This window comes from Streptomyces sp. NPDC040545, from assembly GCF_055595065.1.
Genome location: NZ_JBVIWA010000014.1, coordinates 120,737 through 146,685, shown reverse-complemented (window position 1 = coordinate 146,685; position 25,949 = coordinate 120,737). Strand labels below are relative to the sequence as shown.

Sequence of the window (25,949 nt, the reverse complement as noted above, 5' to 3'; positions counted from 1 at the left end):
ACGCGGTTACGCCTGGCGGCGGACTTCCACCACCCGGAAGCGGTTCGCCACGAAGGCGCCGTCGCACAGGGCCGCGTTGGCCGCCGGGTTGCCACCGGAGCCGTGGAAGTCCGAGAACGCGGCGGTCTGGTTGACGAACACCCCGCCGGTCAGGTTCAGGGAGAGCTGCGCGGACTCCTCCAGGCAGACCTCCTCGACGGCCCGCTCGGTGTCGGGGGAGGTGGTGTACGCGCCCACCGTCATGGCGCCCTTCTCCCGCACCGTGCGGCGCAGCAGGTCGAGGGCGTCGGCGGTGGTGTCCACGGCCACCGCGAAGGAGACCGGGCCGAAGCACTCGGAGAGGTACGGCGCCTCCGGGTCCGCCTTGGCGGCGTCCAGCTTGACCATGACCGGCGTGCGGACCACCGCGTCCGGGAACTCGGGGTTCACGACCTCCCGGGAGGCCAGCGCGACCTCGCCCAGGGCGGCCGCGGCCTCCAGCCGGGTCTTGACGTCCGGGTTGACCAGCGCGCCGAGCAGCGCGTTGGCCCGGGCGTCGTCGCCCAGCAGGCCGCCGACCGAGGCCGCGAGGTCGGCGACGACCTCGTCGTAGGTCTTGTGGCCGGCGTCCGTCGCGATGCCGTCGCGCGGGATCAGCAGGTTCTGCGGGGTGGTGCACATCTGGCCGCTGTACAGGGACAGCGAGAACGCCAGGTTGGACAGCATGCCCTTGTAGTTGTCGGTGGAGTCCAGGACGACGGTGTTGACGCCGGCCTTCTCCGTGTAGACCTGCGCCTGGCGGGCGTTGGTCTCCAGCCAGTCCCCGAACTCCGTGGACCCGGTGTAGTCGATCAGCTTGATCTCGGGGCGGACCGCGAGCGTCTTGGCGATGCCCTCGCCCGGGCGCTCCACCGCGAGGGCCACCAGGTTCGGGTCGAAGCCCGCCTCGGCCAGCACCTCGCGCGCGACCTTGACGGTCAGCGCGAGCGGCAGCACGGCCCGCGGGTGCGGCTTGACCAGCACCGCGTTGCCGGTGGCGAGGGAGGCGAACAGGCCGGGGTAGCCGTTCCAGGTCGGGAAGGTGTTGCAGCCGATCATGAGGGCGATACCGCGCGGGACGGCGGTGAAGGTCTTGCCGAGCTGCAGCGGGTCCTTCTTGCCCTGCGGCTTCGACCAGTCGGCCTGGCCCGGGACGCGGGTCTGCTCCTCGTACGCGTAGGCCACGGCCTCCAGGCCGCGGTCCTGCGCGTGCGGGCCGCCGGCCTGGAACGCCATCATGAAGGCCTGGCCGCTGGTGTGCATGACCGCGTGCGCGAACTCGTGGGTCCGGGCGGAGATGCGGGCCAGGATCTCGATACAGACCAGGGCGCGCGCCTCGGGTCCCGCGTCGCGCCAGGCACCCATGCCGGCCTTCATCGCGGGCAGCAGCACGTCCGGGTCCACGTGGGGGTACTCGACACCCAGCTCCGGGCCGTACGGGGACACCTCGGCGCCCGTCCAGCCGTCGGTGCCGGGCTGGTCCAGGTCCAGCCGCGTGCCGCGGACGGCCTCGAAGGCGGCGAGCCCGTCGGCGGGCGCGGTCTCGCCGTACGCCTTGGGATGTTCGGGGTGCGGGGACCAGTAGGCACGGCTGCGGATCGCCGACAGGGCCTGGTCCAGGGTGGGCCGGTGCTTGGCGGACAGCTGGGGGACGGTGAGCTCGGCGGCCATCAGGGACCAACTCCTCGTTGAGCCGGGCGAAGAAGAGCAGACTGGAGTTAGAGTAACCGAACGATCGGTCGGGACAAGAGGGCCCGGCGGACCTGTGGACAAGTGTGTGCGGGAGGATCAGGGCATGACAGCAATCGAGCGGTCCCGCACTGTGGCGGTCGTCGGCGCCGGCACCATGGGGCAGGGCATCGCCCAGGTCGCCCTTCTGGCAGGTCACCGCGTGCTGATCTACGACATCAACGCCGCGCTCGCCGCCGACGGCGTCGGCTTCGTCCAGGACCGGATCGACCGGATGGCCGCCAAGGGCCGGCTGGACCGCGCCGAGGCCGAGGAGGCGATCGGCCGGATCGCATCGGCCGGCGACCTCGCGGACCTCGCCGGGGCCGCCCTGGTCATCGAGGCGGTGGTCGAGAACGTCACCGTGAAGCAGACGCTCTTCGCCGCCCTCGAAGAGGTGGTCGCGCCGGACGCCCTGCTGGCCACCAACACCTCCTCCCTCTCGGTCACCGAGCTCGCCGCCGGGCTCGCGCACCCCGGCCGCTTCCTCGGCCTGCACTTCTTCAACCCGGCCCCGCTGCTCCCGCTCGTCGAGGTGGTCAGCGGTTTCGCCACCGACCCGGCCGCCGCCGAGCGCGCGTACCGCACCGTCCTCGGCTGGGGGAAGACACCGGTCCGCTGCGCCGACACCCCCGGCTTCATCGTCAACCGGATCGCGCGCCCCTTCTACGCCGAGGCCTTCGCGGTGTACGAGGAGCAGGGCGCCGACCCGGCCACCATCGACGCCGTGCTCCGCGAGAGCGGCGGCTTCAAGATGGGCCCCTTCCAGCTGACCGACCTGATCGGCCAGGACGTCAACGAGGCCGTGACCCGCTCGGTGTGGGAGTCCTTCTTCCGCAGCCCGAAGTTCACCCCCTCCCTCGCCCAGCGCCGCCTGGTCCAGTCGGGCCGCCTCGGCCGCAAGAACGGGCACGGCTGGTACCCGTACGGTCCGGACGCCGAGCCCGTGCTCCCGCACACCGCCGCGCCCGAGCAGGCCCCTGCGAAGGTCACCGTCGTCGGCGACCTCGGCCCGGCCGCCGGCCTGGTGGAGCTGCTGGAGGAGGCCGGGATCGCGGTCGCGGCCACCGAACAGGGCGGCCCGTACATCCAGCTCCCCGGCGAGGGCCAGCTGGTCCTCGCGGACGGCAAGACCTCGGTGGAGTTCGCGGACGTCGTCTACTTCGACCTCGCCCTCGACTACCGCGGCGCCACCCGGATCGCGCTCTCCGCGAGCCAGGACACCAGCGAGCGGACCGTCGCCGAGGCGGTCGGCCTCTTCCAGAAGCTGGGCAAGCAGGTCTCCGTGATCGGCGACGTCCCCGGCATGATCGTCGCGCGGACCGTCGCGATGCTGATCGACCTGACGGCCGACGCGGTCGCCCGGGGGGCCGCCTCCGCCGAGGACATCGACACGGCGATGCGGCTGGGCGTCAACTACCCGCTGGGGCCGGCCGAATGGCACGACCGGCTCGGCCGCGACTGGGCCTACGACCTGCTGCACAACCTCGACGAACGCGTCCCCGGCGGGCGCTACGCCCCCTCCCTCGCCCTGTTCAAACTGGGCTACGAGGACGGCGACGACGCCGGCGGCGACCAGGGCGACCAGTGCGACCAGGACGACACGGGGGAGAACGAATGACGACGGCCAAGCGGGACACGTACACCCCCGAGACACTGCTGTCGGTCGCCGTCCAGGTCTTCAACGAGCGCGGCTACGACGGCACCTCGATGGAGCACCTCTCCAAGGCCGCGGGCATCTCGAAGTCCTCGATCTACCACCACGTCGCCGGCAAGGAGGAACTGCTGCGGCGGGCCGTGAGCCGTGCCCTCGACGGGCTCTTCGGGATCCTGGAGGAGCCGGGCGCGGTGCGCGGCCGGGCGGTCGAGCGCGTCGAGTACGTCACGCGCCGCACGGTCGAGGTGCTGGTCGGCGAGCTGCCCTACGTGACGCTGCTGCTGCGCGTACGCGGCAACACCCGGACCGAGCGCTGGGCGCTGGAACGCCGCCGCGAGTTCGACCACCAGGTCGCGGACCTGCTGGGGGCCGCCGCCGCGGAGGGCGATCTGCGGGCCGACGTGGACATACGCCTCGCCACCCGGCTCCTCTTCGGCATGGTCAACTCCCTGGTCGAGTGGTACCGCCCGCACCCGGGCGACGGCCACGCCCAGCTCGCCGACGCGGTGGTCCACCTCGCCTTCGACGGCCTGCGCACCGCCCGCTGACCCCTCCGGGCATCCGACCGCCCCCGGAACGGCCGTACCGGCCGCACCGGGGGCGCTGTCGTACCCGGTCGCACCCGGAGGGCCGAGAACCCGCCTAAAGGGCGTCCTCGGCGATCGTCGGGGCGCCGCCGCCCGGGCCAGGGCCGGTGTCCAGCAGATCCGTTTCCTCGAAGACCAGCAGGGTGCGCGTCGAGAGGACCTCCGGGATGGCCTGGAGCCGGGTCAGGACCAGCTCGCGCAGGGTCCGGTTGTCCGGGGTGTGCACCAGCAGCAGGACGTCGAAATCGCCGCTGACCAGCGCGATGTGCGCCGCGCCGGGGAGCTCGCGCAGCTGCTCGCGGACCGTGCGCCAGGAGTTCTGGACGATCTTCAGGGTGATGTAGGCGGACGCGCCCTGGCCTGCGCGTTCGTGGTTGACGCGGGCCGTGAACCCGCGGATCACCCCGTCGTCGATGAGCCGGTTGATCCGGGCGTAGGCGTTCGCCCGCGAGACGTGCACCTGCTCCGCCACCGACCGTATCGACGCGCGGCCGTCCGCCTGGAGCAGCCGCATGATCGACCGGTCGATCGGATCCAGGGGGCGGGGTGCGACGGGCGGGCCTGAAGTGGCTCCCGGGGCGCCTCCCGGCGAGGCCGGTGCGGAACCCGTTCCGGCCATTTGTTCATCCGGCATTGCCCGATGCCTCCCTCTCCTGGACGTCCTGCATCCATCCCAGGGCCCCGGCGCCCGTTTGTCCACAGCCTGGAGCCGCCTGTAGCCAAATTGCGCAGACAACCGAACAATCGGTAGGTGAGGGGCCTCACACCCGGGGCACCCCCTGCCCGCTTCCCACGAGGAGGTGTACGCCGCCATGACGGTCCAAGAGCTGCCCGGTGCCGGTGCGTCCCACCGTTCCACCCAGCCGCCCGCCTGGAGCCCCCGCACGGACGCCGCGCCGCTGCTTCCGGACCCCGAGCCCTACCGGGTGCTGGGCACCGAGGCGGCGGACCGGCTCGATCCGGAGCTGATGCGCCGCTGCTACGCCGAGCTGGTGCGCGGCCGGCGCTACAACGCCCAGGCCACGGCGCTCACCAAGCAGGGCCGGCTCGCCGTGTACCCCTCCACCGTCGGCCAGGAGGCCTGCGAGATCGCGGCCGCACTGGTCCTGGAGGACCAGGACTGGCTGTTCCCGAGCTACCGCGACACCCTGGCGGCCGTGGCGCGCGGACTGGACCCCGTACAGGCCCTGACCCTGCTGCGCGGCGACTGGCACACCGGATACGACCCGCGCGAGCACCGCATAGCCCCGCTCTCGACCCCGCTCGCCACCCAGCTGCCGCACGCGGTGGGCCTGGCGCACGCGGCCCGGCTGCGCGGCGACGACGTCATCGCCCTCGCCATGGTCGGCGACGGCGGCACCAGCGAGGGCGACTTCCACGAGGCACTGAACTTCGCCGCCGTCTGGCAGGCCCCGGTGGTCTTCCTCGTGCAGAACAACGGCTTCGCGATATCCGTCCCCCTCGCCAAGCAGACCGCCGCCCCGACGCTGGCCCACAAGGCCGTGGGGTACGGGATGCCCGGCCGGCTGGTCGACGGCAACGACATCGCCGCCATGCACGAGGTGCTGACCGAGGCGGTCCGCCGGGCCCGGGCGGGTGGTGGTCCGACCCTGATCGAGGCCGTCACGTACCGCATGGAGGCCCACACGAACGCCGACGACGCGACCCGCTACCGCGGTGACGCCGAGGTCGAGGCCTGGAAGGCGCACGACCCCGTCGAGCTGCTGGAGCGGGAGCTGACCGCCCGCGGGATCATCGACGAGGCGGCGATCCAGGCGGTGCGCGACGACGCCGAGGCGATGGCCGCGGCGCTCCGCGAGGGGATGAACGCGGACCCGGTGGTGGACCCGATGGACCTGTTCGCGCACGTGTACGCGGAGCAGACGGACCGGCTGCGGGAGCAGGCGGCCATGCTGCGCGCAGAGCTGGAAGCCGAGGACCAGGCGTGACGACGGTGGCGGCGAAGTCCGCGAAGTCGGGGGCCAAGCCCGCGACGATGGCGCAGGCCCTGACCCGGGCGATGCGCGACGCGATGGCCGAGGACCCGACGGTCCACGTGATGGGCGAGGACGTCGGGACGCTGGGCGGGGTCTTCCGGATCACGGACGGCCTCGCGAAGGAGTTCGGCGAGGAGCGCTGCACGGACACCCCGCTCGCGGAGGCGGGAATCCTGGGAGCGGCGGTCGGCATGGCCATGTACGGGCTGCGGCCGGTGGTGGAGATGCAGTTCGACGCCTTCGCCTACCCGGCATTCGAGCAGCTGATCTCGCACGTGGCGAAGATGCGCAACCGCACCCGCGGCGCGATGCCGCTGCCGATCACCATCCGGGTGCCGTACGGCGGCGGGATCGGCGGCGTGGAGCACCACTGCGACTCCTCCGAGGCGTACTACGTGGCCACGCCCGGCCTGCACGTGGTGACCCCGGCGACGGTCGAGGACGCGTACGGGCTGCTGCGCGCGTCGATCGCGAGCGACGACCCGGTGGTCTTCCTGGAGCCGAAGCGGCTCTACTGGTCGAAGGCCGACTGGCGGCCCGAGGCACCGGCGGCCGTGCCGGGCATCGGGAAGGCGCTGGTCCGGCGGACCGGCACGAGCGCGACCCTGATCACCTACGGGCCCTCGCTGCCGGTGTGCCTGGAGGCGGCCGAGGCGGCGCGCGAGGAGGGCTGGGACCTGGAGGTCGTCGACCTGCGCTCGCTGGTCCCCTTCGACGAGGACACGGTCGTGGAGTCCGTACGCCGCACCGGGCGCGCGGTGGTGGTCCACGAGGCCGGCGGCTTCGGCGGACCGGGCGCGGAGATCGCCGCCCGGGTCACCGAGCGGTGCTTCCACCACCTGGAGGCGCCGGTGCTGCGGGTGACGGGCTTCGACATCCCCTACCCGCCGCCGATGCTGGAGAAGCACCACCTGCCGGGTGTGGACCGGATCCTGGACACCGTGGCCCGCCTGCAGTGGGAGAACTGATGCCGCAGGTAATGGAATTCAAGCTTCCCGATCTCGGGGAGGGCCTGACCGAGGCCGAGATCGTCCGCTGGCTGGTCGCGGTGGGCGATGTCGTCGCCATCGACCAGCCGGTGGTCGAGGTCGAGACGGCCAAGGCGATGGTGGAAGTTCCGTGCCCCTACGGCGGTGTGGTCACCGCCCGGTTCGGGGAGGAGGGCACGGAACTGCCCGTCGGAGCACCGCTGATCACCGTGGCGGTGGGGGCGGCGTCGCTCCCGGAGGCCCCGGCCGCGCAGGCGGCCGAGGCCGAGGGCTCCGGCAACGTGCCCCGGCCCCTGATCGGCTACGGCGAGGACCGCTCGCGTCCGGCGCGTCGGCGACGGGTGCGACCCGTCACCGCCGCGGTCTCGGCCCCCGCCGCGGCCCCGGTTCCGGCCGCGGCCCCGGCGGTCCCGGTGGCTCCTGCCGGGCCGGTTCCCGTGATCTCGCCGCTGGTGCGCAAGCTGGCCAAGGACGGCGGGGTCGATCTGCGCGCGCTGCGGGGGTCGGGGCCCGAGGGGCTGATCCTGCGGGCCGACGTAGAGGCGGCGCTGGCCGCGCTGCGGGCGCCCGGGCCGGCCCCGGCCGCCGCCGCGGTGGCGCCGCCGGCGGCGGTGTCGGCACAGGGCGAGCGGATCCCGCTCAAGGGGGTGCGCGGGGCGGTCGCCGAGAAGCTGTCGCGCAGCCGCCGGGAGATCCCGGACGCCACCTGCTGGGTCGACGCGGACGCCACCGAGCTGATGGCCGCCCGGGCCGCGATGAACGCCGTGGGCGGACCCAAGATCTCGGTGCTCGCGCTGCTGGCCCGGATCTGCACGGCCGCCCTGGCCCGGTACCCGGAGCTCAACTCCACCGTGGACCTCGCGGCCAAGGAGATCGTCCGGCTCCCGTCGGTGCACCTGGGCTTCGCCGCGCAGACCGAGCGGGGCCTGGTGGTCCCGGTGGTCCGGGACGCGCAGCACCGCAACCCGGAGTCCCTGTCGGCGGAGTTCGCCCGGCTGACCGAGCTGGCCCGGGCCGGGAAGCTGGCTCCGGCCGATCTGACCGGCGGCACCTTCACCCTGAACAACTACGGGGTGTTCGGGGTCGACGGCTCCACGCCGATCATCAACCACCCCGAGGCGGCGATGCTGGGCGTGGGCCGGATCATCGACAAGCCGTGGGTCCACGAGGGTCAGCTGGCGGTCCGCAAGGTCGTCCAGCTGTCGCTGACCTTCGACCACCGGGTCTGCGACGGCGGCACGGCGGGCGGCTTCCTCCGCTACGTCGCGGACTGCGTCGAATCCCCCGCGGTCCTGCTGCGCAGCCTGTAGCTCGGCGCCGCGCCGTTGCCCGGGCTCTGCCCGGACCCGGTCCTCAAACGCCGGACGGGCTGGAAATCCAGCCCCGCCGGCGTTTGAGGCGCGGGGTCCGGGGCGGAGCCCCGGGGCTCACACCGTGAGCAGCAGCTTGCCCACGTGGGCGCTGGATTCCAGGACCCGGTGGGCCTCGGCGGCATCCCGCATGGGGAACGTCGCGTGGACCACCGGGCGGATCCGTCCCGCGGCCAGCAGCGGCCACACGTGCTCGCGTACGGCGGCGACGATGGCCGCCTTCTCCTCCAGCGGGCGGGCGCGCAGCGAGGTGGCGGTGATCGCCGCCCGCTTGGCCAGCAGCGCGCCGAGGTTCAGCTCGGCCTTCACCCCGCCCTGGAGCCCGATCACCGCGAGCCGCCCGTTCACGGCCAGGGCGGCCACGTTCCGCGCGAGGTACTTCGCGCCCATGATGTCCAGGATCACGTCCGCCCCGGCCCCGCCCGTCGCCTCGCGCAGCGCGGCCACGAAGTCCTGCTCGCGGTAGTCGATCAGGATGTCCGCGCCCAGCTCCTTGCAGCGCGCCAGTTTCTCCGGGCCGCCCGCCGTCACGGCGACCGTCGCGCCCACCGCTTTCGCCAGCTGGATCGCCATGGTCCCGATCCCGCTGGACCCGCCGTGCACCAGAAGGGTCTCGCCGGGGCGGAGCCCCGCCACCATGAACACGTTGGACCACACGGTCGTGACGACCTCGGGCAGCGCGGCCGCCGTCACCAGGTCCACTCCCGCCGGAACCGGCAGCAGCTGTCCCGCCGGCACGGCCACCCGCTCCGCGTACCCGCCGCCCGCCAGCAGGGCGCACACCTCGTCGCCCACGGACCAGCCGGACACCCCCGGCCCCAGGGCGGCGATCCGCCCGGAGCACTCCAGCCCCGGATGGCGCGAGGCGCCGGGCGGCGGATCGTAGAACCCCTGTCGCTGGAGTACGTCGGCGCGGTTCACGGCGCTCGCCGCGACCTCGACGAGGACCTCGCCCTCGCCCGGCACCGGATCGGGTACGTCGGCCCAGACCAGGGCCTCGGGGCCGCCGGGCTGCTCGATGGTGATCGCATGCATGGCCCGGAGGCTACGCCACGGCGCGGCTACTCGGCAGGACCCAGCCGCACCGGCGGCGAAGTCGGCGGCGCCGCCCGCACGATGGTGATGAGACGGTCCGTCAGCTGGATGGGGCTCGCGTGCGGATCGTCGTACGGGAGCAGCCGGTGCCCGCGCACCACGCTCACCACCAGGTCCTCGGTCTCCCGTACCGACTTGCCGACCTCGGCCTTGCGGGCGGGACGTTCGATGAGGTCGAGGCCGCTGCCCTGCTGGATCAGGTCCTCCATCACGGTGCCCGCGCTCGGGCTGAGCACCGAGAGGCCCAGCAGCCGGCCGGCCGCGCTCGCGCTCGTGATGACCGCGTCCGCGCCGGACTGGCGCAGCAGCGGGGCGTTCTCCTCCTCGCGCACCGCCGCGACGATCTTCGCCCCCCGGTTGAGCTGCCGGGCGGTCAGGGTGACCAGGACCGCCGTGTCGTCCCGCTGGGTGGCGATGACGATCTGACGGGCCCTCTGCAGCTCGGCGCGGAGCAGGACGTCGGAGCGGGTGGCGTCGCCGACCACGCCCGTGAACCCCTCCGCGTTGGCCGTGTCGATCACCTTGGCGCTGGGGTCGACGATGACGACCTGTTCCTTGGAGAGGCCGGTGGCCAGCAGCGTCAGAAGGGCCGAGCGGCCCTTCGTGCCGAAACCGACGACGACCGTGTGCTCACGCAAGTTCTTCCTCCAGCGCTTGAGCCGCCACTCTTCCCTCGTCCGTTCCGTCAGGACTTCCAGGGTGGTACCGACCAGGATGATCAGGAACAGCACGCGCAGCGGCGTGATCACCAGGATGTTGATCAGTCGTGCGGTGTCGCTGTACGGCACGATGTCGCCGTAACCGGTCGTGGACAGCGTCACCGTCGCGTAGTAGAAGCAGTCGAGGAGATCGACCTGCTCGTTCGCGTTGTCGTGGTAGCCGTCGCGGTCCAGCCACACGACGAAGACCGTCAGGAAGAGCACGAACAGGGCCATCAGCAGACGCTTGCCCACCTGGCTCAGCGGAGCCTCGACGACGCGTCTGGGCAGCTTGATGCGCCGGGAGACGAGCTTCTCGTCGGCGCCGCGGGCCATGGAGTCCTGGCCGTGCAGTTTCACGTGAAACATCCTCCAGAAGCCCAGGGCAGATCGAGGATCTCCAGTTCCTGCCCGGACCGCGCGCCCTTGGGCGGTACGACGGCCAGCGCGTCGGCGGCGGCCACACCGCGCAGCATCGCAGGTCCGTGGTAGCGCAGCGGCACCGCGTGCTCGTCGCTCAGCACGACCGGGACCAGCCGGGTGTCGTACGGGTGGCCGGGCACGTCGCCCTGCACCGGCGCCGTGTAGCGGGGGCGCCTGCGGCGGCCCGCGAGGGCGCGCAGCAGGGGTTCGCCGAGGGTCAGCAGCCCCGAGACGGCGGCCAGCGGGTTGCCGGGCAGTCCGACCACATGGCGCACCGAGTCCCCGTCGGGGGTCCCGGACCCGACGCGGGCCAGCAGCATGGGGTGCCCGGGGCGCACCGCCACCCCGTCGACCAGCAGTTCGGCGCCGGCCTCGCGCAGCACCGGGTGGACGTGGTCGACGGGTCCGGAGGCGGTGCCGCCCGTGGTGACGAGGACATCGGCGGTGCTCGTGGTGACGGCCTCCAGCAGGGCCGCGGCCCCCGCCGGGTCGTCGCCGAGCCGCCGCGTGCCGATGACCTCGGCGCCGAGGCGCTCCATCCAGGGCCCGAGCATGGGGCTGAGGGCGTCGCGGACCAGCCCCTCGTGCGGGAGGCCTTCGGTGAGGAGCTCGTCGCCGAGCACCAGGATCTCCACGCGGGGGCGGGGCCGGGTGGTCAGCCCGTCGTACCCGGCGGCCGCGGCGAGCCCCAGCACGGCCGGGGTGACCAGGGAGCCGGCGGGCAGCAGCAGGTCGCCGGAGCGGCACTCCTGGCCCCGCGGGCGGATGTCCTGGCCGGTGAGGACGGGCCGGTCGGCGAAGAGCTGGGTGCCGGCCTCGCGGCAGTGCTCGCTGCGGATGACGGCGGTGGCGTCGGCGGGGATCCGGGCGCCGGTGGCGATCCGTACGGCCACGCCGTCGGTGAGGGGCTCCGGCCGTTCGGAGCCGGCCAGGACGCCGCCGGCGCGCACGCTCCAGGGTCCGGGGCCCGCGACGGCCCAGCCGTCCATGGCGGAGGTGTCGAAGGACGGAAGGTCGGTCAGCGCGTCCAGGGGGGTGGCCAGGACCTCGCCGAGGGCATCCGCGAGGGGCACGCGGTGGGTGCGGGGCCGCACCCTGCTCCCGGCGTGGGCGGCGGTGTCCCGGGCCCGCTGCCAGCCGGACGCGCGGTGGCCGCCCGCGCCGCCGCCCGCGCCGCCCGTTCCGCCGTCCCGGGCGCGGCTGACCAGAGCCAGGGCCTCGTCGAGGGCCTGGTCGGCGGAGTTCGTGGGGGTCATCCGGAGCCGTTCTGTTCTGAGGTGTCGGCTGCCGCCTCGTCGGCCCACCGCAGCGCCAGGTCGGCCGCCTTGCGTGAGGCCTCGGCGACGGCCTGGGCGGGGTCGGCGCCGGTGGCGGCGGCGTGGGCGGCCGCGTAGCCGACCAGGAAGGTGGTCAGCGGGGCGGCGGGCCGGGCGACGCCGTGGGCGGCGTCCCGGGCGAGGTCGAGCAGGGTCTTGGTGTCGACGGGGAGGTCGATGCCCAGTTCGCTCTTGACGGCGGTGATCCATTGGTCCAGCACGCTTCCATGCTCCCTGATCCTGGCGCGGGCGGCGGCGAGATCGTCCCAGGTGTCGCAGTCGAAGGAGGCGAGTGGCCGTGACGTGACGCGGGCGAGGTCCAGCTCGGCGGTGAGGGCACGGAGCGGGAGCCCGGTGAGGGTGCCGTGCTCGGCGGCGAGCAGGGCGATCTCGCGGCGCAGCGGCTCGGCCCGGTAGGCGGCGACCAGCGGCTGGTCCCGGCCGTCGGGGTCGCGCAGCATCGCCCCGTCCGCGCCGGGGGCCGCGGGCGCGGACGGGGCCTCCAGCAGGGCCCGTACGGTCTCCCGGTCGAGGAACGGCAGGTCGGCGGAGAGTACGAGGACCTGCTCGGCGGTGGTCCGGCGCAGCCCGGCGTCCAGCGCGGCCACGGGGCCGCCGCCGGGCGGGTCCTCGCGGGTCCAGCGGACCGGGCGCGCGGTGGGGCGGCGACCGCCGACCACGACGGTGGTCCGGGCGTCCGGGCAGGCGTCGAGGACGCGGTCGAGGAGTGCGCGGCCGCCGACGCTCAGCGCGGGCTTGTCGGCCCCGCCGAGTCGCCGGGCGGCGCCGCCGGCCAGCACGATCGCGTCGTAGCTCATGCCCTTGAGTATGCGGCGGCCATGTCCCTGGCCGGGAGCCGGACTTCCCGGGGCCCACCCGCGTGCCGGACGTCGGGTGCGGCGCCGTTGCCGGGGGCGCTGCCCCCGGACCCCCGCGCCTCGAACGCCGGCGGGGCTGAATATGGCGGAAGCGGGTCCCGGCCGCGCCCGCGGGGCGTGGGCCGGGCCCGCTTTTCTGCTGTCCGCCGGAGGGCTAGAGGTAGGGGCCCGAGCGGATCGCGCCGTGGCCGCCGTCCTCGTCGTCGTCGTGCGGCCCGCCCGGCGGGAGGGCGCGGCGCATCTGCTCCAACTGGGCCCGCGCCGCCATCTGCTGTGCGAACAGGGCCGTCTGGATGCCGTGGAAGAGGCCTTCCAGCCAGCCCACCAACTGGGCTTGGGCGATCCGCAGTTCAGCCTCGGAGGGGATGGCCTCCTCGGTGAACGGGAGCGACAGGCGCTCCAGTTCCTCCACGAGCTCCGGAGCCAGGCCGTCCTCCAGCTCCTTGACCGAGGCGGCATGGATGTCCTTGAGCCGGACCCGGCTCGCCTCGTCGAGAGGCGCGGCACGTACCTCTTCCAGGAGTTGCTTGATCATGCTGCCGATCCGCATGACCTTGGCGGGCTGTTCGACCATTTCCGTCACCGGGACCTCGCGCGACTCGTCATCGGCGTCGCCGACCGCCGTCCCGTCCTGTCCCACGATCAGGACGTGCGGGGGGCTGTCCTGCGACCGTTCACTCCTCGGCATCTCCATGCCGTCATTCTCTCGCACACCTCCGTACTCACACGGTGTGCCCCCGTACAGTCGTGATCCACCCTGTACGGGGGCACCAAGCGTGGCACCGGTCCCGGCCTGTGGCCCTACCCCGCGGCCCGGCGGGCCAGCGCGCCGCTGGAGCGGGTGACCAGGGCCGCCAGCAGGGCCGCGCCCAGCGGCACCACGACGAGCAGCCCGCCGAGGGTCTCCCACGGCACGGAGATCGGCACGAACGGCACCGCTTCCGTCACCGGCGTGAAGCCCTGCTCGATCGACTCCTGGCGGAGCGTCTCGGCCACCCGCTGCTCCGTCAGGCGCAGGCCGATGGCGGGCAGGATTCCGGCGGCCGAGCCCAGGACGACGCCCATCAGGGCGACCACCCCGCACTGGAAGCCGCTGAGCGTCCGCCGTACCCGCGGCGCGGCGCCCACCGCGGCCAGTGTCTTCAGGTCGGCTTCGGCGTCGGCCTGGGCCAGCCCGGTGGCGATGCCGGCCGCGCCGATGGTGACGATCCCCGCGAAGATGGCGAGGGCGAGCATGGCGAGGCTGTTGTCGCCCTCGTAGCCCTTCTCGATGCGCAGGGAGGTCTCCAAGCCCATCCGGTCGATCTCCCCGTCCAACTTCTGGCGCTGCTCGCTGGTCGGGATCCCGTCGAGGCTGAAGTACGAGCCCACGGGCGCGGTGGCCAGTCCGGCAGCCTTGACGGCCGAGGGCGGCAGGATCAGCTCGACGCCCCAGCCCACGGCCGAGTCGGGTGCCTGGTGGACGGGGAGGACCTTGTCCTCACCGGGCGTCTCGTCGTAGTGCCCGCGCATGATGCCGTTCGCCCCCGGGTCGGTGATGACTCGCAGGGTGAGCTTGCCGTCCTTGACCTGGCGCTTGTCGAAGGAGACGGCCTGGCCGGCCTTGAGGGCGGCCACGGAGCCCGGGTCGGTGACCGCGAGCACGCTCAGCACCTTCTCGTCGCCGACGAGGACGGGGTACTGCGTGCCGTACCGGGACTCCTGGCAGCGCCAGTCCTGGCGCAGTTCCTTCTGCCGCTCCAGCGGGAGCGAATCGCCGCCCTTGGCGTCCTCGTAGAGCGGGCAGCGCTGCTCCTTGGGCGTGATGACCTCGACGCGGCCGCAGCCGGGTTCCGAGGCGGAGGACTCGCACTCCGGCTTGCCGACGACGAGCCGCTCGAAGTCCGCCCGCTGCGTCAGCGGCAGCTGTTTGGCGAGGGCCTCGCGCAGGGCGGGCACCTCCTTGTACTCGCCGTTCTCGTGGGCCACCAGCAGCCCGGTGCCGTGCGGCAGGTCGGCCCGGTACTCCTGGCGCATCTGGACGTCGTTGCTCTGCTCGTACGTCGCGACGGCGACGGTTCCGGCGACGGCGGCCAGGACGGCGGCCACGGCGGGGGCCGTACGCCCGCGGTTGCGTACGGCGTCGCGCAGTGCGAGCCGCGGCGACAGCGGCAGCCACCGGCCGAGCCGGCCGAACAGGCCGACCAGGACCGGGGTCAGGGCGACGATGCCGAGTTCGGCGAGGGCGCTGCCGCCCGCCACGACGGTGCTGCCGAGCCGCGAGGTGGTGCCGTAGAGGGCGATCGCGGCGCCGGCGGCGACGGCGATCAGGCCGAGGACGGGCAGCACCCGGTTGGCCTTGCGGATGCCGCGGCGGCCGGTCAGCGAGGCCAGCACGGTCTGCCGGGAGGCGGTGACGGCGGGGACGATCGCGGCCAGCAGGCCGGTGATCACGGCGAGCAGGGCGATGCCGGCCAGTTCCAGGGGGCGGAAGTCGAAGCCGCCGAAGCGGTTGCCGAGCGTCTCCTCCAGCACCGGCCGCAGGAGGACGGTGAGCAGGACGCCGATGACGGTGCCGGTCACGGCGGCCACGGCGCCGAGGACCAGGCCGCCGGAGAGCACGATGGAGCGGATGTGGCGCCGGTCGCCGCCGTTGGCACCGACCAGGCCGAGCTGGCGGCGCGAGCGGCGGGCGCCGACCGCGAAGGCCGGTCCGGCGAGCAGGCAGATCTCCAGCATGGCCAGGCCCGCGACGGTGGCCAGGATGGCCATTTCGACGACCCTGTTGCCATCGCGCTCGAACATGGCCTTCGGCTCGTCCTGGTAGAGCGGGACCTCGGAGTCGGCGGGCGGGTCGAGGATGACGGCGCGCGAGATGACGACCAGGCCCTTGGCGTTGGCCGCCTTGACGGCGTCCCAGGTGACACCCGCGCCGCCGACCTTGACCAGGTAGGTGTCGTCGGGGGACACCGCGCGGCCGCCGGAGTCCGCCACCGCCTTGTTCAGCGGGGCGATCAGCGTCCCGGGCGGGGCGACGATCTCGGGACGTTCGAGTTCGTCCGGCAGCTCGTAGGCGCCGACGATCTTGTACGGGGAGGTGGCGCCGCGCGGGGTGACCGACGAGCCGACGAACAGGCCGGAGTCCCTCAGGAAGGCCTGGGTGGCGATGACCTCGCCCGAGCTCTCGGGCAGCCGGCCGCGGTCAAGCGTGATCACGCCCTTCACCAGGGGGCTGTGCGTGTCGAGTTCGCGCAGGCGGGTGTCGAGCAGCCCGTGCGTGGTGCGGACCTTGGCGTAGCCGCCGGTGTCCTTGAGGACCTGGGCCCCGGGCGGGAGCGCGGCCTCCACCGGTGCCGGCTTCTCCCGCGGGGACTTCGAGGGGTCGAAGTTCTTGTAGCCGCCGACGGGCGCGGAGGACGTGCCGTCGGGGCTCTGGTTGATGGCCCCGGACATGTGCGAGTGGCTCACCCGGGCGTCGGCGGCGCCGAGCATCCGGGTGAGCGACTGCTCGGGGGAGAGTTCGGCGCTGCGCAGCGTGAGGTCGGCGGCGCTCACCCCGACGATCGGCAGGGCGAGCATCGCGAGGACGAGGGCGCTGCGGCCCTTGGCGCGCCAGGCGTCGCGGCGGGCTATGCGCAGCGCCGCGACCCAGGAGTGGTACCAGCCTTGGAGCGGAGAGGTCACTGGCCGGCCGCCTGCCCGGAGAGGAGGGAGTCGGCGTGGCTGCGCAGGGTCTCGTCGACCACGCTGCCGTCGCGCAGGAAGACCACGCGGTCGGCCCAGGCGGCGAAGCGCGGCTCGTGCGTGACGAGGATCCCGGCGGCGCCCGCGTCGCAGCGGGCGCGCAGCAGGGCGAGGACGGACTCGCCGGTCTCGGAGTCGAGGGCGCCGGTCGGCTCGTCGGCGAGGACCAGGCGGCGGTCGCCGACGAGGGCGCGGGCGATGGCCACGCGCTGCTGCTGGCCGCCGGACATCTCGTCGGGGAAGCGGTCGGCAAGCTGGCCGAGGCCCATCTCCTCGAGTGCGGCGAGCGCGGAGGCGCGGGCCTTGCGGGCGGAGGTCCCGTCGAGTTCCCGGGGCAGCGCCACGTTCTCGGCGGCGGTGAGGGCCGGTATCAGGTTGTAGTCCTGGAAGACGTACCCGATGCTGCGGCGGCGCAGGGCGGCCAGCTGCTTGCGGCTCGCCGCGGTGATGTCGGTGCCCTCGACGATCACCCGGCCGCTGCTCGGGGTGTCGAGGCCGCCCGCGAGGGTGAGCAGCGTGGACTTGCCGGAGCCGGAAGGACCCATGACGGCGACGAGTTCGCCGGGGAAGACGGAGAGGTCGATCCCGCGGAGGGCGTGCACCTCGGTGGCGCCGCTGCCGTGCGTGCGGACGAGTCGGTCCAACTGCAGTACGGGCTGCTGGGACTGGGGCTGGTCAGGCATGGAGTGTCCCCCCTGGAACGGTGGTTCAGCCACGGCGCGTACGAGCGGTACGGGGCGGGGTGGTGGTGGTCGGGGCCGGGGTCCCGGCTGTGTCGGCCTGGGGTCGTTCGGGTTCGGCGGCTCTCCGGTCGGCCGGCAGGGAGAGCCGGACGAGCCGGGCTTCGCAGTGGTCGAGCCAGCGGGCCTCGGCCTCGGTCTGGAAGATCAGCTGTTCCAGGACGAGCAGCCAGGCCACGTCGTCGCGTTCGCGGGACCGGCCGCTCTCGACCGCGGCGAGCGCCGTGGCCTTGAGCCGGGTGTAGTCCTGCATCGCCTTGATCGTGGCGTGCCGCTGGGACTGGATGACCGAGCGGATGTCCACGCCGGGGGCGCCCACGGCCATGGCGAGCTTGATGGACAGCTCGTCGCGGGGCGGGTTGGCCCGGTCGACGGGCCGCTCGTACCACTCGAGCAGCTCGGTGCGCCCGGCGTCGGTGATGGCGTAGAGGGTGTGGCCGGCGGCGTCCTCGCCGCCGGGGGCGACGAGGCCGTCCCGTTCGAGACGGGCGAGGGTCGTGTACACCTGCCCGACGTTGAGGGGCCAGGTGGAGCCGGTGCGGGATTCGAACTCGGTGCGCAGCTGGGAGCCGTACCGAGGACCCCGTTCCAGCAGGGCGAGTAGCCCGTGACGGATCGACATACTCGGTATGTATACCGAGTATGTTCATGTCCGGCAACCGTCCTGAGATGTACGCCGCAAGGGGGACGGCCCCCGCGGCGGGAGGTCCGGGCCGCTCACATCCCCCGGCGCAGACGCATCCCGAGGTAGCCGAGACCGAGGCCCATCAGGGCGAATCCGGTGCCGAGCGGCAGTATGTGCGCGGCCAGGTCGGCGGCCCGGTCGTTGGTCCCGGTGTCGAGGGCGGTGACCACGGCCGGCGGCGGGCTCGGGGCGGCGACGGCGGCCGTCGGCCGACGCCGCGGGGCTGTGGCGGTGGGCGCGGAGGGCTCGACGGGCTCGCCCGGCTCGGTACGCGGGCGGGCCGGCAGCGGGCGGGAGGCCACCGTCAGCTCCGGGTTGGCGGGCTCGCCGACCGGCCGTCCGGGGTGCTCGCGCCCGACGCCGGCGAGGCTTCCGGCCAGCTCCTCGTAGGGGTCGTCGGGCGCGGCGGGCACGGCGGGCGCGGCGGGCACGGCGGGCGCGGCGGGCGCGGCGGGCACGGCGACCTGCCGGGCCGGGGTGAGGTAGGGGCCGGCGGACGCGGAAGCGGTGGGCGCGAGCGCCGCGGCGGCCAGGGCCGCGCAGGCCAGCCAGTGCGGCGGGCGGAAGCCTTGGATCACGGCGAGCCCCTCCCGTCCCGAGCCACGAGCTGCTCGCTGCGCGTCAGAGATATGCGCCCAGATTTACATAGTGGGGCAAAAGCGGCATCCCGGACGCCCCATCAGGGTGTCCGGGATGCCGGTGTGTCGGATCTGCGCTTATTCGGGGTTGCCGGTCGACACGGTCAGCGTGTACTCCGTGCCTTCCTTGTCGATCTTCTCGCCGGCGGCCGGGGACTGGAACAGCACCGTGTCCTTGCCGTACACGGCCTCGTCCTTCGGCACGATCTTGTACCGGCCGCCCGAGGCCTGGATGCACTCCTTCACGGAGAGCAGGTTCTTGTACTTGAGGTCCGGCGCCGAGTACTTCCCGGCCTCGCTGTAGTGCTTGACCGGCTCCGTGCACTTCTTCTTGTCGATCGTGCGCGTGAGGTCGGGCCCCTTGAACCCGGCCTTCGCGGAGGCCGACGCGGACGCGGAGTTCTGCGGGTCCGCCGTGGTGCCCTTGTCGTCGTCGCCGTTCATCGCGATCGACGCGATCAGACCGCCCACGGCCAGCAGCGCCACCGCGATCGCGCCCACCACCACCGGCATGTTCCGCTTGCCGTCACCGGCCGCCGCGGACGAGCCCGCCGCGGACGGCGTGCCCGTCGGGGAGATCGTGTACGGCGGCGGGGTCTGCGGCGCGTACTGCTGCTGCGGCGGGGGCGTGTGCGGGTAGGCGTAGCCGCCCTGCGCGTGCTGGGGGGCCGGCGTCGGCGCGTACGGAGCCGGCGGCGGGGTGTGCGGCGCCTGGTACGGCTGCTGCACCGACTGCGGGGGCGCCTGGTACCCGGACTCCACCGGCGGGAACACGGCCGAGGCCACGCCCGCGCCACTGCTCAGGGGCCCCTGGCCCTGGACGATGACCGGCGCTCCGGTCTGCCCGGCGCCCAGCACGCGAGCGACCTCGTCGCCCATGGCCGCGGCCGTGGGGAAACGCTCGTTCGGGTTCTTCTTCAGGGCCCGTGCCACCAGCGCGTCCATCGCCGGGGTCAGCGACCGGTTGATGGACGACGGGGCGACCGGCTCCTCCTGCACGTGGGCGTACGCGATGGCCAGCGGCGAGTCCGCGTCGAACGGGATCCGCCCGGTCAGCAGCTGGAACAGCATGATGCCGACCGAGTAGAGGTCGGAACGGGCGTCGACCCCGCGCCCCAGTGCCTGCTCGGGCGAGAGGTACTGGGGGGTGCCGACGACCATGCCGGTCTGCGTCATCGAGGTCACCCCCGACTGCATGGCGCGGGCGATGCCGAAGTCCATCACCTTGACCACGCCGCGCTTGTTCACCATGACGTTGCCGGGCTTGATGTCGCGGTGGACGAGCCCCATCTCGTGGCTGGTCTCCAGGGCGGCCAGCACATCGGCCGTCACCTTCAGCGCCTTGTCCGCCGGCATGGCCCCGTGCAGGCGGATGTCCTCCTCCAGCACCGAGCCCAGCGGCCGGCCCTCCACGTACTCCATGACGATGTAGGGCATCACCGCGCCGTCGCCCGCGGCGCCGCCGCCGCCGAACGTCACTTCGCCTTCGCCGGTGTCGAACACCGAGACGATGTTCGTGTGCGACAGTTTCGCTACAGCCTGGGCCTCGCGGCGGAACCGTTCGCGGAAGGACTGCTCGCGGCCGAGGTCGCTGTGCAGCGTCTTGATGGCGACCTGCCGGTCGAGGGCCGAGTCGTACGCCAGGTACACGGACGCCATGCCGCCCGCACCCAGCAAGTCCCTTAGCTGGTAACGGCCACCGGCCAGAGAGCCGCCCGCGTACTGGCCCTGAGTGCCGTCCTGGCTCATGACTGTTGCTTCCCCTCGGGATGTGTCCCCACGCCGCTGGCCGGGCGCATATGGCGCCCAGTCTGCCCGAGGGCAAGCACACGTCAAGCCAGGTGCCCGTTCCGTGACCACACGCGCACAGGCAGCCTTGTCCGAACGGTGACCGGTTCCGAGGCTGTAGCGTTCACCGGAGCACCGACGAAGAGGACGACCGCTGAGCGGCGGCCGAGAGATACGACGGCGAGGACTGATGGCACCCGAACCCGATGGAAACGGCGCCGGGATGACCGATGGTCCTGAGCACTGGGGCGCCGGCGGCCTGGTGGGAGACGGCCGTTACCGGATGACGCACCGGCTGGGCCGCGGCGGCATGGCCGAGGTGTTCGCGGCCGAGGACGTCCGGCTGGGCCGCACCGTCGCCGTGAAGCTGCTCCGCGCGGACCTTGCCGAGGACCCGGTGTCCAAGGCCCGCTTCACGCGCGAGGCGCAGTCCGTCGCCGGACTCAACCACCACGCCGTCGTCGCCGTGTACGACTCGGGCGAGGACCGGGTCGGCCCGAACACCGTCCCGTACATCGTCATGGAGCTCGTCGAAGGCCGCACCATCCGCGACCTCCTGCTCAGCGCCGAGGCCCCGGGCCCCGAGCAGGCGCTCATCATCACTTCGGGCGTGCTCGAAGCCCTCGCGTACTCGCACCAGCACGGCATCGTGCACCGCGACATCAAGCCCGCGAACGTCATCATCACCGAGACCGGCGCGGTCAAGGTGATGGACTTCGGCATCGCCCGCGCCCTGCACGGCGCCCAGTCGACGATGACCCAGACCGGCATGGTCATGGGCACCCCGCAGTACCTGTCGCCCGAGCAGGCCCTCGGCAAGGCCGTCGACCACCGCTCCGACCTGTACGCGACCGGCTGTCTGCTCTACGAACTGCTGGCGCTGCGTCCCCCGTTCACCGGCGAGACCCCCCTCTCGGTGGTCTACCAGCACGTCCAGGACGCGCCGGTGCCGCCCTCGCAGCTGCCGGAGGGGCGTCACCTCCCGCAGGAGCTCGACGGCCTGGTCATGCGCTCCCTCGCCAAGGATCCGGACGACCGGTTCCAGAGCGCCGAGGAGATGCGCGGGCTGGTGCAGTACGCGCTCCAGATGCTGCACGACCAGGGGCCGAACACCGGCACCTGGAGCACCGGCCCGGTCACCATGTCCCTGCCGCACGGGCGGGGCGGTGCCGCCCCCACCACGGCCATGCCCGTGAGCGGGACCGGCGGCCAGCAGTACGGGGCGCACGCCTCGACCTCGCAGTTCCAGCAGCCGATGGTGCCGTCGCTGAACCCGGACGACGGCTCGGCCTTCCCCGGTGGCCACGGCCCGGCCGGCAACGGTGGTTACGACGGATACGACGGCTACGACGACCACGGCGGCAGCGGCAACCGCTGGAAGGCGTGGCTGTTCGCGGTCCTCGCGATCGTCGCGGTGATGGGCGGTGTGGCCTACGCCGTCAACACCGTGGGCCAGGGTGACAAGAAGAAGCCCGAGACCACCCAGACCACGCCGGGCGACCAGCCGAGCAAGTCGGCCTCCCCGAACCTCACCCCGCCGCCGCAGACCCAGGACAACACCCCGCCCACCAGCGATAATTCGCCCCAGCCGACGCGCAGCCGGACGCAGAGCTTCAGCCCGACGCCGACGGCCACCGCGACGCACACGCCGACGGGTTCGGCCTCGCCGAGCAGCTCGGCGTCGACGAAGCCCTCGACGACCCCGCCGACGAAGCCCGCGACGACGCCGCCGACCAAGCCCACGGAGACGGCCGGCGGCGCCGGTGGCCCGGGCGGTGGCGGCGCCAACTCGGAGGAGTGAGACGGATACGGGGACGGGCCCGGCGGAATCAATTCCGCCGGGCCCGTCCCCGTATCCGGGTGAGCGTGGGTCAGAGCGCGTACTGGTACTCCCGGTCCGGATTCCGGGCCAGTGAGTGCACGGTGACGAACTGGGGTTCTATCCGCATGTAGACGGGGTCGAAGACCTGGCCGTCGATGAAATGCGGAACCGGGCCGAAGAGCTCCAGTTCGGCGTTGGTGGGTTCGGTGACCTGCGCCGTTCCGGTGAACTGGACCGACCAGAGCTCGGGGTCCGGCGCATGGGAATTGTCGGCCCCGTAGGCCACCACACTGCCGTTGCAGGCCTGGTGGTAACCGAAACCGGAATGCATTCTCAAGATCACCCTGCCGTCCACCACGATATGGCGGGCGAGCGCGAGGAAGGGCAGCGCGCGCATGCTCGTGGCCACGCGGCCGTACGGCACCCGGCGCAGCAGTTCGACGGCGTGGAGTTCCTCGGGGGACATGGCGTCCACTCTCGGCCACGGACACCCCGCCGGGGAAGAGCAGCCCGCCCCGAGGGCCTGGGACGTTGGTCCCGAAGGGAACGCCCGGCCCCGTGGAACCCGTACCGCCGCCGGGGCGTCACCCTGCGTGACGGGCGTGCGCGCGGGGGTCAGCGCCGCTCGGCCTGCAGGCGGGCCACGTAGGCGGCGGCCTGCGAGCGCCGCTCCATGCCCAGCTTGGAGAGCAGACTGGAGACGTAGTTCTTGATGGTCTTCTCGGCCAGGTGCAGCCGCTCGCCGATGACGCGGTTGGTCAGGCCCTCGCCGATCAGGTCGAGGATCTTGCGCTCCTGCTCGGTGAGGTGGGCCAGGCGGTCGTCGCCGCTGCCGCTCCTGCCGCCGTCGCGCAGCCGCTCCAGCACGCGGGCGGTGGCGACCGGGTCCAGCAGCGACCTGCCGGCGGCGACGTCGCGCACGGCGCTCAGCAGCTCATTGCCGCGGATCGCCTTGAGCACGTAACCGGAGGCGCCGGCCATGATCGCGTCGAACAGCGCCTCGTCGTCCGCGAAGGAGGTCAGCATCAGGCATTTGACGTCCTCGTCCTGCGAGCGCACCTCGCGGCAGACCTCCACACCGCTGCCGTCCGGGAGCCGGACGTCGAGGACGGCCACATCGGGACGGGTGGCGGGGATGCGGACCAGGGCATCGGCCGCGGTACCGGCCTCGCCGACGATCTCGATGTCGTCCTCGACCGACAGGAGCTCGTGGACGCCCCGGCGTACCACTTCGTGGTCGTCCAGGAGGAATACCTTGATTTTTCCGTCTTCGCGCACGAAGTCAGTTTCACACACTCACCCCTTCCCTGCCGGAGTTACCCGGGATAACGTGCCGTTGTTCCCGGCCCCTGCAAGGCTGTGACCAGTGGTTGTTCCCGTTGCTGCGTTTTTACTAGGAAATCCAAGCAAAAACGCAGGTCAAACGGGGTTTCGCAGTTATGCGGCGCACTGGGTAACGTGCATTGCGCAGGGCACTCGCCGGGGCACCTGTCACGCCTGAATCCCCGTACGCGAAGCGCACCCACCCCGTGCGCTCGTTACGGATACAGGTGAGCCGCACTGGACCCCGGAGAACCCGGGTGCCGGACCGACGGAGGAGCACACGTGACCGTGGAGAGCACTGCCGCGCGCAAGCCGCGACGCAGCAGCGGCACCAAGCGGGCGGCAGGCGCGGCGAGCGCCGCCAAGCCCGCCGCTGCCACCGCGCAGACGCAGGATGTCGTACCTCAGCTCGTACAGCTGCTGACGCCCGAAGGGGACCGCGTCGACAACGCGGAGAACGCCGAGTTCGCCCCCTTCGTCGCCGACATCACCACCGAGGACCTGCGCGGGCTGTACCGCGACATGGTCATGACCCGTCGGTTCGACGGTGAGGCGACCGCCCTGCAGCGTCAGGGCGAGCTGGGCCTGTGGGCCTCGCTCCTCGGCCAGGAGGCCGCGCAGATCGGCTCCGGCCGGGCGCTGAACGACGACGACTACGTCTTCCCGACGTACCGCGAGCACGGCGTGGCCTGGTGCCGCGGGGTCGACCCGACCAACCTGCTCGGCATGTTCCGCGGCGTGAACCACGGCGGCTGGGACCCGAACACCAACAACTTCCACCTCTACACGATCGTCATCGGCTCGCAGACGCTCCACGCGACCGGTTACGCGATGGGTGTCGCCAAGGACGGCGCGGACTCCGCGGTCATCGCCTACTTCGGTGACGGCGCGTCCAGCCAGGGTGACGTCGCGGAGGCGTTCACCTTCTCCGCCGTCTACAACTCCCCCGTGGTGTTCTTCTGCCAGAACAACCAGTGGGCGATCTCCGAGCCGACCGAGCGCCAGATGCGCGTGCCGCTCTACCAGCGCGCGCAGGGCTTCGGTTTCCCGGGCGTCCGCGTCGACGGCAACGACGTGCTGGCCTGCCTGGCCGTGACCCGCTGGGCCCTGGACCGCGCCCGCCGCGGCGAGGGCCCGACCCTGGTCGAGGCGTTCACGTACCGCATGGGCGCGCACACCACCTCCGACGACCCGACGAAGTACCGGCGGGACGAGGAGACGGCGGCCTGGGAGGCCAAGGACCCGATCCTGCGCCTGAAGGCCCACCTGCTGGCCACCGGGGGCGCCGACGAGGCGTTCTTCACGGAGCTGGAGGCCGAGAGCGAGGCCATGGGCAAGCGCGTGCGCGAGGCCGTGCGCGCCATGCCCGACCCGGACACCATGGCGATCTTCGAGAACGTCTACGCGGACGGGCACGCGCTCGTCGACGAGGAGCGCGCCCAGTTCGCCGCCTACCTCGCGTCCTTCGAGGAGGGTCACTGATGGCTGTCGAGAAGATGTCGATCGCTAAGGCGCTCAACGAGTCGCTGCGCAAGGCCCTGGAGCAGGACCCCAAGGTCCTGATCATGGGTGAGGACGTCGGCAAGCTGGGCGGTGTCTTCCGGATCACCGACGGCCTGCAGAAGGACTTCGGCGAGGAGCGGGTCATCGACACCCCGCTCGCCGAGTCGGGCATCGTCGGCACCGCCATCGGCCTGGCCCTGCGCGGGTACCGGCCGGTCGTGGAGATCCAGTTCGACGGGTTCGTCTTCCCCGCGTACGACCAGATCGTCACGCAGCTCGCGAAGATGCACGCGCGCGCCCTGGGCAAGGTCAAGATGCCCGTCGTCGTGCGCATCCCGTACGCGGGCGGCATCGGCGCGGTCGAGCACCACAGCGAGTCCCCCGAGGCGCTCTTCGCGCACGTGCCGGGTCTCAAGGTGGTCTCCCCCTCGAACGCCAGCGACGCCTACTGGATGCTCCAGCAGGCAATCCTCAGCGACGACCCGGTGATCTTCTTCGAGCCGAAGCGCCGCTACTGGGACAAGGGTGAGGTCGACTTCGACGCCATCCCCGGTGAGCTGCACAAGGCGCGCGTGAGCCGCGAGGGCTCGGACGTCACCCTGGCCGCCTACGGCCCGATGGTGAAGGTCTGCCTGGAGGCCGCGGCCGCGGCCGCCGAGGAGGGCAAGTCGGTGGAGGTCCTCGACCTGCGCTCGATGTCTCCGGTCGACTTCGACGGGATCCAGGCCTCGGTCGAGAAGACCCGCCGGCTCGTGGTCGTCCACGAGGCGCCGGTCTTCCTCGGCGTGGGCGCGGAGGTCGCCGCCCGCATCACGGAGCGGTGCTTCTACCACCTGGAGGCGCCGGTCCTGCGCGTGGGCGGTTTCCACGCCCCGTACCCGCCGGCCCGCCTGGAGGACGAGTACCTGCCCGGCCTGGACAGGGTGCTCGACGCCGTCGACCGCTCGCTGGCGTACTAGGAGACCCGCGTC

The 25,949-nt window shown here is 72.7% G+C and carries 22 protein-coding genes; 8 read left to right on the top strand and 14 right to left on the bottom strand.

All coding sequences use genetic code 11. The annotated features are described in order from the left end of the window. Nucleotides 1–6: 6 nt before the first annotated feature. A complete protein-coding gene (gene paaN / locus ACZ573_RS25350; RefSeq protein ID WP_471307830.1) occupies nt 7–1,689 on the bottom strand; it encodes a phenylacetic acid degradation protein PaaN in 1,683 nt (560 codons plus the stop codon). Between the two features lie 124 nt (nt 1,690–1,813). Here paaN and ACZ573_RS25345 point away from each other — a divergent pair, with 124 nt between their 5' ends. Both ACZ573_RS25345 and ACZ573_RS25340 read left to right on the top strand, forming a co-directional pair. Continuing rightward, nucleotides 1,814–3,367 carry a 3-hydroxyacyl-CoA dehydrogenase gene (locus ACZ573_RS25345; protein ID WP_471307828.1) on the top strand — a complete coding sequence of 518 codons (1,554 nt, stop codon included), beginning with the start codon at nt 1,814–1,816 and terminating at the stop codon, nt 3,365–3,367. Continuing rightward, nucleotides 3,364–3,951: a TetR/AcrR family transcriptional regulator gene (locus ACZ573_RS25340; protein ID WP_301368825.1), complete on the top strand. Its 588-nt coding sequence runs from the start codon at nt 3,364–3,366 to the stop codon at nt 3,949–3,951. Before ACZ573_RS25345 ends, ACZ573_RS25340 begins: the two co-directional genes overlap by 4 nt. A gap of 94 nt (nt 3,952–4,045) precedes the next feature. On the opposite strand, the gene ACZ573_RS25335 is transcribed toward ACZ573_RS25340, so the two are convergent. After that, nucleotides 4,046–4,624, bottom strand: coding sequence for an Lrp/AsnC family transcriptional regulator (locus ACZ573_RS25335; RefSeq protein WP_471307825.1), 579 nt, complete (start codon nt 4,622–4,624; stop codon nt 4,046–4,048). 178 nt (nt 4,625–4,802) lie between these two features. Here ACZ573_RS25335 and pdhA (ACZ573_RS25330) point away from each other — a divergent pair, with 178 nt between their 5' ends. From pdhA (ACZ573_RS25330) to ACZ573_RS25320, 3 genes are read left to right on the top strand one after another with little or no spacing between them, the layout of a single operon-like run. Continuing rightward, complete coding sequence (gene pdhA, locus ACZ573_RS25330; RefSeq protein WP_301368823.1) at nt 4,803–5,939, top strand: pyruvate dehydrogenase (acetyl-transferring) E1 component subunit alpha; 1,137 nt, start codon at nt 4,803–4,805, stop codon at nt 5,937–5,939. Between the two features lie 47 nt (nt 5,940–5,986). Then, entirely contained in the window at nt 5,987–6,955 is a 969-nt protein-coding gene (locus ACZ573_RS25325) for an alpha-ketoacid dehydrogenase subunit beta (protein ID WP_189738634.1), read from the top strand. Further along, entirely contained in the window at nt 6,955–8,286 is a 1,332-nt protein-coding gene (locus tag ACZ573_RS25320) for a dihydrolipoamide acetyltransferase family protein (protein ID WP_471307823.1), read from the top strand. The genes ACZ573_RS25325 and ACZ573_RS25320 overlap by 1 nt, the downstream gene beginning before the upstream one ends. Nucleotides 8,287–8,403: 117 nt before the next feature. On the opposite strand, the gene ACZ573_RS25315 is transcribed toward ACZ573_RS25320, so the two are convergent. The 10 genes from ACZ573_RS25315 to ACZ573_RS25270 all read right to left on the bottom strand — a co-directional run bounded on the left by ACZ573_RS25315 (nt 8,404) and on the right by ACZ573_RS25270 (nt 20,291). Next, nucleotides 8,404–9,381, bottom strand: a complete 978-nt coding sequence (locus ACZ573_RS25315) for an NAD(P)H-quinone oxidoreductase (RefSeq protein WP_471307821.1) — start codon at nt 9,379–9,381, stop codon at nt 8,404–8,406. Between the two features lie 26 nt (nt 9,382–9,407). Then, on the bottom strand, nt 9,408–10,508 hold the full coding sequence (locus ACZ573_RS25310; RefSeq protein ID WP_471307819.1) for a potassium channel family protein: 1,101 nt from the start codon (nt 10,506–10,508) through the stop codon (nt 9,408–9,410). Further along, nucleotides 10,496–11,818: a molybdopterin molybdotransferase MoeA gene (locus ACZ573_RS25305; RefSeq protein ID WP_471307817.1), complete on the bottom strand. Its 1,323-nt coding sequence runs from the start codon at nt 11,816–11,818 to the stop codon at nt 10,496–10,498. Before ACZ573_RS25305 ends, ACZ573_RS25310 begins: the two co-directional genes overlap by 13 nt. Then, nucleotides 11,815–12,696: an NTP transferase domain-containing protein gene (locus ACZ573_RS25300; protein ID WP_471307813.1), complete on the bottom strand. Its 882-nt coding sequence runs from the start codon at nt 12,694–12,696 to the stop codon at nt 11,815–11,817. Before ACZ573_RS25300 ends, ACZ573_RS25305 begins: the two co-directional genes overlap by 4 nt. Nucleotides 12,697–12,910: 214 nt before the next feature. Further along, nucleotides 12,911–13,450, bottom strand: coding sequence for a bacterial proteasome activator family protein (locus ACZ573_RS25295; RefSeq protein WP_030014634.1), 540 nt, complete (start codon nt 13,448–13,450; stop codon nt 12,911–12,913). Between the two features lie 107 nt (nt 13,451–13,557). Further along, on the bottom strand, nt 13,558–16,314 hold the full coding sequence (locus ACZ573_RS25290; RefSeq protein ID WP_471307989.1) for an ABC transporter permease: 2,757 nt from the start codon (nt 16,312–16,314) through the stop codon (nt 13,558–13,560). Between the two features lie 101 nt (nt 16,315–16,415). Beyond that, nucleotides 16,416–17,162 carry an ABC transporter ATP-binding protein gene (locus tag ACZ573_RS25285; RefSeq protein ID WP_301368810.1) on the bottom strand — a complete coding sequence of 249 codons (747 nt, stop codon included), beginning with the start codon at nt 17,160–17,162 and terminating at the stop codon, nt 16,416–16,418. 25 nt (nt 17,163–17,187) lie between these two features. Beyond that, on the bottom strand, nt 17,188–17,841 hold the full coding sequence (locus ACZ573_RS25280; protein WP_471307810.1) for a PadR family transcriptional regulator: 654 nt from the start codon (nt 17,839–17,841) through the stop codon (nt 17,188–17,190). Between the two features lie 95 nt (nt 17,842–17,936). Beyond that, complete coding sequence (locus ACZ573_RS25275) at nt 17,937–18,482, bottom strand: hypothetical protein (protein WP_471307808.1); 546 nt, start codon at nt 18,480–18,482, stop codon at nt 17,937–17,939. Nucleotides 18,483–18,620: 138 nt separating this feature from the next. Further along, on the bottom strand, nt 18,621–20,291 hold the full coding sequence (locus ACZ573_RS25270; RefSeq protein ID WP_471307806.1) for a protein kinase domain-containing protein: 1,671 nt from the start codon (nt 20,289–20,291) through the stop codon (nt 18,621–18,623). A gap of 229 nt (nt 20,292–20,520) precedes the next feature. Here ACZ573_RS25270 and ACZ573_RS25265 point away from each other — a divergent pair, with 229 nt between their 5' ends. Then, nucleotides 20,521–22,131 carry a protein kinase domain-containing protein gene (locus ACZ573_RS25265; RefSeq protein ID WP_471307803.1) on the top strand — a complete coding sequence of 537 codons (1,611 nt, stop codon included), beginning with the start codon at nt 20,521–20,523 and terminating at the stop codon, nt 22,129–22,131. A gap of 70 nt (nt 22,132–22,201) precedes the next feature. On the opposite strand, the gene ACZ573_RS25260 is transcribed toward ACZ573_RS25265, so the two are convergent. Continuing rightward, complete coding sequence (locus ACZ573_RS25260; RefSeq protein ID WP_382542611.1) at nt 22,202–22,618, bottom strand: pyridoxamine 5'-phosphate oxidase family protein; 417 nt, start codon at nt 22,616–22,618, stop codon at nt 22,202–22,204. 149 nt (nt 22,619–22,767) lie between these two features. Continuing rightward, entirely contained in the window at nt 22,768–23,430 is a 663-nt protein-coding gene (locus ACZ573_RS25255) for a response regulator (RefSeq protein WP_471307799.1), read from the bottom strand. Between the two features lie 327 nt (nt 23,431–23,757). Between ACZ573_RS25255 and pdhA (ACZ573_RS25250) the strand changes: the two genes are divergently transcribed. Both pdhA (ACZ573_RS25250) and ACZ573_RS25245 read left to right on the top strand, forming a co-directional pair. After that, a complete protein-coding gene (gene pdhA, locus ACZ573_RS25250; RefSeq protein WP_052870486.1) occupies nt 23,758–24,957 on the top strand; it encodes a pyruvate dehydrogenase (acetyl-transferring) E1 component subunit alpha in 1,200 nt (399 codons plus the stop codon). Continuing rightward, complete coding sequence (locus ACZ573_RS25245) at nt 24,957–25,937, top strand: alpha-ketoacid dehydrogenase subunit beta (RefSeq protein ID WP_030010542.1); 981 nt, start codon at nt 24,957–24,959, stop codon at nt 25,935–25,937. The genes pdhA (ACZ573_RS25250) and ACZ573_RS25245 overlap by 1 nt, the downstream gene beginning before the upstream one ends. The last annotated feature ends 12 nt before the right edge of the window (nt 25,938–25,949 follow it).

Bases quoted from the DNA above. Each gene is read 5' to 3' on its own strand.
- ACZ573_RS25265 (WP_471307803.1), top strand. From the start codon at position 20,521: ATGGCACCCGAACCCGATGGAAACGGCGCCGGGATGACCGATGGTCCT.
- ACZ573_RS25325 (WP_189738634.1), top strand. From the start codon at position 5,987: ATGGCGCAGGCCCTGACCCGGGCGATGCGCGACGCGATGGCCGAGGAC.
- ACZ573_RS25320 (WP_471307823.1), top strand. From the start codon at position 6,955: ATGCCGCAGGTAATGGAATTCAAGCTTCCCGATCTCGGGGAGGGCCTG.
- ACZ573_RS25345 (WP_471307828.1), top strand. From the start codon at position 1,814: ATGACAGCAATCGAGCGGTCCCGCACTGTGGCGGTCGTCGGCGCCGGC.
- ACZ573_RS25305 (WP_471307817.1), bottom strand. From the start codon at position 11,818: ATGACCCCCACGAACTCCGCCGACCAGGCCCTCGACGAGGCCCTGGCT.
- ACZ573_RS25335 (WP_471307825.1), bottom strand. From the start codon at position 4,624: ATGCCGGATGAACAAATGGCCGGAACGGGTTCCGCACCGGCCTCGCCG.
- ACZ573_RS25295 (WP_030014634.1), bottom strand. From the start codon at position 13,450: ATGGAGATGCCGAGGAGTGAACGGTCGCAGGACAGCCCCCCGCACGTC.
- ACZ573_RS25340 (WP_301368825.1), top strand. From the start codon at position 3,364: ATGACGACGGCCAAGCGGGACACGTACACCCCCGAGACACTGCTGTCG.
- ACZ573_RS25270 (WP_471307806.1), bottom strand. From the start codon at position 20,291: ATGAGCCAGGACGGCACTCAGGGCCAGTACGCGGGCGGCTCTCTGGCC.
- ACZ573_RS25290 (WP_471307989.1), bottom strand. From the start codon at position 16,314: ATGCTCGCCCTGCCGATCGTCGGGGTGAGCGCCGCCGACCTCACGCTG.
- ACZ573_RS25245 (WP_030010542.1), top strand. From the start codon at position 24,957: ATGGCTGTCGAGAAGATGTCGATCGCTAAGGCGCTCAACGAGTCGCTG.
- ACZ573_RS25280 (WP_471307810.1), bottom strand. From the start codon at position 17,841: ATGTCGATCCGTCACGGGCTACTCGCCCTGCTGGAACGGGGTCCTCGG.
- paaN (WP_471307830.1), bottom strand. From the start codon at position 1,689: ATGGCCGCCGAGCTCACCGTCCCCCAGCTGTCCGCCAAGCACCGGCCC.
- ACZ573_RS25300 (WP_471307813.1), bottom strand. From the start codon at position 12,696: ATGAGCTACGACGCGATCGTGCTGGCCGGCGGCGCCGCCCGGCGACTC.
- ACZ573_RS25285 (WP_301368810.1), bottom strand. From the start codon at position 17,162: ATGCCTGACCAGCCCCAGTCCCAGCAGCCCGTACTGCAGTTGGACCGA.
- ACZ573_RS25315 (WP_471307821.1), bottom strand. From the start codon at position 9,381: ATGCATGCGATCACCATCGAGCAGCCCGGCGGCCCCGAGGCCCTGGTC.
- ACZ573_RS25260 (WP_382542611.1), bottom strand. From the start codon at position 22,618: ATGTCCCCCGAGGAACTCCACGCCGTCGAACTGCTGCGCCGGGTGCCG.
- ACZ573_RS25310 (WP_471307819.1), bottom strand. From the start codon at position 10,508: ATGTTTCACGTGAAACTGCACGGCCAGGACTCCATGGCCCGCGGCGCC.
- pdhA (WP_301368823.1), top strand. From the start codon at position 4,803: ATGACGGTCCAAGAGCTGCCCGGTGCCGGTGCGTCCCACCGTTCCACC.